Here is a 6,048-nt window from a genome sequence, read left to right as displayed (position 1 = left end):
CTCCCCCGCCGCCTTCGCCCAGACCGACGGCGAGGTGAAAGCCAAGGACCTCGACGCCGTCGTGGTCACCGCCTCGCCCTTGAAGGGCAACGCCGAATCCGTGGCGACCCCGGTGGACGTGCTGTACGGCGAGGATCTGGACAAGGCCAAGGCCGGCACGCTGGGCGAGACCGTCGCCAAGCTGCCGGGCGTGCAGACCACCTACTTCGGTACCGGCGTGGGCCGCCCGATCATCCGCGGCCAGGAAGGCCCGCGCGTGCAGGTGCTGTCCGGCGGCCTCGGCTCGATGGACGCCTCCACGGTCAGCGCCGACCATGCGGTCAGCATCGAACCCTTCCTCGCCGACCAGATCGAAGTGCTGAAGGGTCCGGCGACGCTGCTGTTCGGCAGCGGCGCCATCGGCGGCGCGGTCAACGTGGTGGACGGTCGCCTGGCCGAGTCGATCCCCGACCAGCCGCTGAGCGGACGCGCCGAAGTGCGCGGCAACACGGTCAACGACGAGCGCACCGGCATGTTCCGCCTCGATGGCGTGAACGGGAACTGGGTGCTGCATGTCGACGGCCTGGTGCGCGACACCGACGACTACGACATCCCCGGCGTCGCCATCCTGCATGACCACGAGGAAGGCGAAGAGCACGAGGAGGAACCGCAGCCCGAGGGCACCCTGCCCAACAGTTCGGTGAAGACGCGTGCCGGCGCCGTCGGCGCGACCTATCTCGGCGACCGCGGCTACTTCGGTCTCGCCGCCAGCACCTATCGCAGCAACTACGGCATTCCCGCCGGCGCGCATGAGCACGGCGCGGAAGACCACGATCACGACCATGACGGCGAAGAAGACCACGACGAAGAAGCGCACGAGGAAGGCCCCGTGCGCATCGACATGGTGCAGAACCGCCTGGACATGAAGGCCGGCGTGTACAACCCCGTCTCCTTCCTGGAAAGCATCAACCTGCGCGCCGCCTGGAACGATTACGAGCACCTCGAACTGGAAGGCGACGAGATCGGCACGCGCTTCACCAACGAGGGCTACGACGCACGCCTGGAAGCGGTGCAGAAGACCTGGAACGGCTGGCGCGGTGCGTTCGGCCTGCAGTTCGGCAGCACCGACTTCACCGCCGTCGGTGAAGAGGCCTTCGTGCCCTCCACCATCACCGACACGCTGGGCCTGTTCGTGCTGCAGCAGAAGGACTTCGGCCCGTGGAAGCTGGAGCTGGGCGGGCGCTATGACCAGGTCAAGCTGAAGCCCGAGGATCGCGCGTCCACCGATTTCGATGCGATCAACCTGTCGGCGGCCGCGATCTGGCGCCTGAGCGACGGCTTCGACCTGCGTTTCGGCCTGGACCGCTCCGAGCGTGCGCCGACCAACGAGGAGCTGTTCGCCGGCGGTACGCACGTGGCCACGCAGTCCATCGAGATCGGCGACACCACGCTCGACACCGAGAAGGGCGTGCGTGCGGAGATCGGCGCGCACTGGCATACCGACCGCGTTGACCTGAAGCTCGCCGTCTACCAGACCAAGTTCAAGGACTTCATCTACCTCACCGATACCGGCGTGGAGGAAGAAGGCTACCCGGTGCGGCTGTGGACGCAGGACGACGCCACCTTCACCGGCGCCGAAGCCGAAGCGAAGATCCAGCTCGCCGACACCGCCGCCGGCGCCTGGGACCTGCGCGTGTATGGCGACTACGTGCGTGCGGAGCTCGATGGCGACGGCATGCGGACGGTCGCTTTCGAGGTGCCGCATGGCGACCACACCCACGGCTATGAAGTCGAGATCGCGCAGGGCGGCTACCTGCCGCGCATCTCGCCGATGCGCGTGGGCGCGGACCTGGGCTGGTCGCTGGGCGGCTGGCGCGCGTCGCTGGGCGCGGTGCGCTACGGCAAGCAGGACGACGTGGCGCAGAACGAGGAGTCGAGCGACGGCTACACGCTGGTCGATGCGCACCTGGCCTATCGCTGGGACCGCCCGGCGTCGAGCTGGGAGGTGTTCCTGGACGGCAGCAACCTGACCGACGAGGAAGCACGCCCGCACACCTCGCTGCTGCGCGACTACGCGCCGTTGCCGGGACGCGGCGTGGCGTTCGGCATCCGCGCCTACTTCTGATCCTCCTCTGACGTTCCTCCCCCGGGGCGGCTGGCCGGCATGGCAGCCGCCCTTCTTGACGCTCATTATGTGCATATACACATAATGGCGCCACCCTCCGCTATCGTCCTTCCGATGCCGGCCACGATCGCCGCCACCACGCCCAGCCTGTGCACCTGCTTCCGCCTGCGCCGCGCCAGCCGCCGGGTGACGCAGGTATACGACCACGAACTCGCGGCCGTCGGACTGAGCCTCAACCAGTACTCCATCCTGCGCCGCAGCGAGCGCGAACCGCGTGTGCTGGGCGAACTGGCCGACGAACTGGGCATGGACCGCACCACGCTCAGCCGCAACCTGGCGCCGCTGGCGGACGCAGGGCTGCTGGAAACGGTCCGCGGCCCCGATGCGCGTCGGCGCATGATCGGCCTCACGCCACCGGGTCGCGACCGCTTGGCCGCCGCGAAACCGTACTGGCAGCGCGCGCAGGCGACCCTCGATGCAATGCTGGGCCAAGCGGGCATCCAGCGCCTGCACCGCGATCTGGATCATCTGGATGATCTGCTGCGGCACCATCTGGGAGAAGCCGCATGAGCGCCACCGCCTCGGGTTCCGCGCCCCGCATGCACTGGGGCCTGCTGATCGCAGCAGCAGCGACGTTGATGATCACCATGGGCGCGCGCCAGACCACCGGCCTGTTCGTTGCGCCGATCCACCGGGACACCGGCATCGGCATCGCCGCGATCAGTTTCGCGCTGGCGATCGGCCAGTTCACCTGGGGTGCGGTGCAGCCGGTGTTCGGCGCCATCGCCGACAAGCGCGGTTCCACCGGCGTGCTGGTGCTCGGCGCGGTGCTGCTGTCGCTGGGCCTGGTGCTGACACCCCACCTGACGTCGCCGTGGGGCCTGATGTTCACGCTGGGTCTGCTGACGGCGGCCGGTGCGGGTGCCGGCAGCTTCTCCATCCTGATCGGCGCCACCGCGCAGCAGCTTGCACCGGAAAAGCGCTCGTTCGCGGCCGGCTTCATCAACGCGGGCGGATCGCTGGGACAGTTCGTGTTCGCGCCGCTGGTGCAGGCCGTCATCGCGTTCGCGGGCTGGGCCAGTGCGATGTATACGCTGGCGGTCGCCTCGCTGCTGGCGATTCCGCTGGCCTTTCCGCTGCGCCGGAAGAAAGCGGCAGACGCCACTGCGACCACGGCGACCGCCATCGGCGATATCACCCTGAAGCAGCAGATCGCCGTCGCCCTGCGCGACCGCAGCTACTGGATGCTGCATGTGGGCTTCTTCACCTGCGGCGTGCATATCGCCTTCCTGGTGACCCACCTGCCGGGCGAGATCGCGCTGTGCGGCCTGTCGCCCAGCGTGTCGGCGGCGTCGATCGCGCTGATCGGCCTGTTCAACGTGGCCGGCAGTCTGGTCGCCGGTGCGCTGGGACAGCGGATGCGGATGAAGTGGATCCTCGCGGCGATGTACGCCAGTCGCGCGGTGATGATCGCGCTGTACCTGATGGCGCCGCCGACGCCGTTGACGTTCTATGTGTTCGCCGCCGCACTCGGCTTCACCTGGCTGGCGACGGTGCCGCCGACCGCCGGCCTGGTCGGCAAGCTGTTCGGCCCGCGTTACCTGGGCACGCTGTTCGGACTGACCCTGCTGTCGCACCAGATCGGCGGCTTCTTCGGCGCCTGGCTGGGTGGCCTGGCGCTGGAGCGCTTCGGCGACTACACATGGATGTGGTACGCCGACATGGCGCTGGCGCTGATCGCCGCCCTGGCCAACCTGCCGATCCGGGAGACGTCGCCGAAGGCGGTGCCGGCAGCAGCCTGAGGAAGCTGTTTGTGGGAGCGACTGTAGGTCGCGATGACGCGCCGCGGTGGCCTATCGCGACTTACGTCGCTCCCACATGTCCTTCGACATGTGCCTCGCTACGTCCTCACGCCGCCGCGCAGCGTGCGCACAGTCCATGCACTTCTAGCGTCTGCGCCTGCGGCTGGAAGCCGAGCGCCTTGGCGCGCGCATCGAGGGCGGCGACCACGTCGCGGTCCTCCAGCTCCACCGCGCTGTGGCAGCGGTCGCAGATGAGGAACGGTACCGAATGCTGGGCGCTGTTGGGATGGTGGCAGGCGACGAAGGCGTTGACCGACTCGAGCTTGTGCACGAAGCCGTTGGCCATCAGGAAGTCGAGCGCGCGGTACACCGTCGGCGGCGCATCGGCGCCGACGCCCTTGGTGGCGCGCACCCATTCCAGCAGTTCATAGGCCTTCACCGGCTTGCCGGCTTCGGCGATCAGCTGCAGCACGCGCGCACGGATCGGCGTGAGTCGCAGGCCGCGCTCCTGGCACGCATGTTCCACCGCCGCGACGAACGCCTGCGCGTCGTGGACGTGGTGGTGCGGGTCGGTGCAGGCGTGGGCGTTCGACATGGGGCGATCCCGGATCAGGCGGTCGTACCACTCTTGATGAGTGCGGCATCGATGCGTTTCAAGGCTTCGTCGCGACCGGCCAGGTAGACGGTCTGCGAAATGTCGGGGCTGACCTGCGTGCCGGTGATGGCCACGCGCAGCGGCTGCGCCACCTTGCCCATGCCCAGCTCGAGCGCCGCCGCGGCCTCGTGCAGCGCCGTCGATACGCTCTCTGCACTCCATTCCGCCAGCGCCGCCAGCGACTCGCGGGCCTTCGCCAGCGGGGCCTGGGCCGCCGCGCCCAGATGCTTGGCCACGGCCGCATCGTCGTAGGTCGTCAGCGGCTGGTACCAGACCACCGCCTTCTCGGCCATGTCCTTCAGCGTCTGCACGCGGTCGCGCAGCGCGACCACCACATCGGCCGGCGCGGGACCTGCGGCGAGATCGACGCCCAGTTTTTCCAGCTGGTAGACCAGATGCGGCGCAATGTCCGCCGGCGCATCGGTCTTCAGGTAATGCTGATTGACCCAGCCCAGCTTGGCCATGTCCAGGCGCGCCGCCTTGGAGTTCACGTCCTTCACGTCGAACAGGTCGATCAGTTCCTGCCGCGAGAACAGTTCCTGGTCGCCATGCGACCAACCGAGGCGCGCCAGGTAGTTGATCAGCGCATGCGGCAGGTAGCCGGCATCCTTGTACTGCATCACGTCGGCCGCACCGGTGCGCTTGGACAGCTTGGCGCCCTCTTCGTCCAGGATCATCGGCATGTGCGCGAACTTCGGCACCGGCGCGCCCAGCGCTTCGTAGATGTTGATCTGGCGCGGCGTGTTGTTGATGTGGTCGTCGCCGCGGATCACTTCGGTGATGCCCATGTCCCAGTCGTCGACGACCACGGCGAAGTTGTAGGTCGGGTAGCCATCCGGGCGGAAGATCACCATGTCGTCGAGTTCGCTGTTGGCGATCTCGATGCGGCCCTTGATCAGGTCGTCGAAGGCGACCACGCCGTCGAGCGGATTCTTGAAGCGGATCACCCGGTTCGGATCGTCACGGTGCGGCAGGTTCTGCTCGCGCGCGGCGCCGTTGTAGCGCGGCTTCTCCTGCTTCGCCATCGCGGCTTCGCGCATGGCATCGAGCTCTTCGCGCGTCTCGTAGGCGTAGTAAGCCTTGCCGGCGGCGACGAGCTGTTCGGCGACCTCGCGATAGCGGTCGATGCGATGGGTCTGGTAGACCGGGCCTTCGTCGTAGTTCAGGCCCAGCCAGTCCATGGCATCTAGGATGGCGTCGATGGCGGCCTGCGTGCTGCGCTCGCGGTCGGTGTCCTCGATGCGCAGGATGAAATCGCCGCCGCGATGGCGCGCTTCCAGCCAGCAGTACAGCGCCGTGCGGGCGCCGCCGATGTGCAGATAGCCGGTGGGGCTGGGAGCGAAGCGGGTACGGCAGGCCATGGAGAAGCTCGATAGGCGGAATCCTGCAATTTTACCCTGCGCGCGACGCATTTCCCCCTTCCCCTCCAAGGGGAAGGCCGGGATGGGGATGGTGTCGCGTCTCGTGAACGATCACACCGACACCCT

5 protein-coding genes are annotated in these 6,048 nt (G+C 68.0%); 3 read left to right on the top strand and 2 right to left on the bottom strand.

Features of this window, described 5'->3' with window-relative positions; all coding sequences use genetic code 11:
- The 3 genes from MMG85_RS18260 to MMG85_RS18250 form a co-directional block, all read left to right on the top strand.
- Positions 1-2,104: TonB-dependent receptor (locus MMG85_RS18260; protein ID WP_241047328.1), on the top strand; the 2,104-nt coding region annotated here is incomplete at its 5' end.
- A gap of 114 nt (positions 2,105-2,218) precedes the next feature.
- A complete protein-coding gene (locus MMG85_RS18255; protein ID WP_241047327.1) occupies positions 2,219-2,674 on the top strand; it encodes a MarR family winged helix-turn-helix transcriptional regulator in 456 nt (151 codons plus the stop codon).
- Positions 2,671-3,906: an MFS transporter gene (locus MMG85_RS18250; RefSeq protein WP_241047326.1), complete on the top strand. Its 1,236-nt coding sequence runs from the start codon at positions 2,671-2,673 to the stop codon at positions 3,904-3,906. The genes MMG85_RS18255 and MMG85_RS18250 overlap by 4 nt, the downstream gene beginning before the upstream one ends.
- Positions 3,907-4,012: 106 nt before the next feature.
- Here MMG85_RS18250 and MMG85_RS18245 read toward each other — a convergent pair whose 3' ends face one another.
- Both MMG85_RS18245 and gltX read right to left on the bottom strand, forming a co-directional pair.
- Entirely contained in the window at positions 4,013-4,501 is a 489-nt protein-coding gene (locus MMG85_RS18245; protein WP_055941408.1) for a Fur family transcriptional regulator, read from the bottom strand.
- A 14-nt stretch (positions 4,502-4,515) separates the two neighbouring features.
- Positions 4,516-5,922, bottom strand: coding sequence for a glutamate--tRNA ligase (gene gltX, locus MMG85_RS18240; RefSeq protein ID WP_241047325.1), 1,407 nt, complete (start codon positions 5,920-5,922; stop codon positions 4,516-4,518).
- Between the last annotated feature and the right edge of the window lie 126 nt (positions 5,923-6,048).

The organism is Pseudoxanthomonas sp. LH2527 (assembly GCF_022539275.1).
GTDB lineage: Bacteria > Pseudomonadota > Gammaproteobacteria > Xanthomonadales > Xanthomonadaceae > Pseudoxanthomonas_A.
The sequence above is the reverse complement of the archived record's forward strand: the minus strand, read 5'-3'. Positions and strand labels throughout refer to the sequence as shown.

What these genes read in the sequence shown, in the direction of transcription:
- MMG85_RS18250 (WP_241047326.1), top strand. Translation starts at nt 2,671, where the DNA reads ATGAGCGCCACCGCCTCGGGTTCCGCGCCCCGCATGCACTGGGGCCTG.
- MMG85_RS18245 (WP_055941408.1), bottom strand. Translation starts at nt 4,501, where the DNA reads ATGTCGAACGCCCACGCCTGCACCGACCCGCACCACCACGTCCACGAC.
- MMG85_RS18255 (WP_241047327.1), top strand. Translation starts at nt 2,219, where the DNA reads ATGCCGGCCACGATCGCCGCCACCACGCCCAGCCTGTGCACCTGCTTC.
- gltX (WP_241047325.1), bottom strand. Translation starts at nt 5,922, where the DNA reads ATGGCCTGCCGTACCCGCTTCGCTCCCAGCCCCACCGGCTATCTGCAC.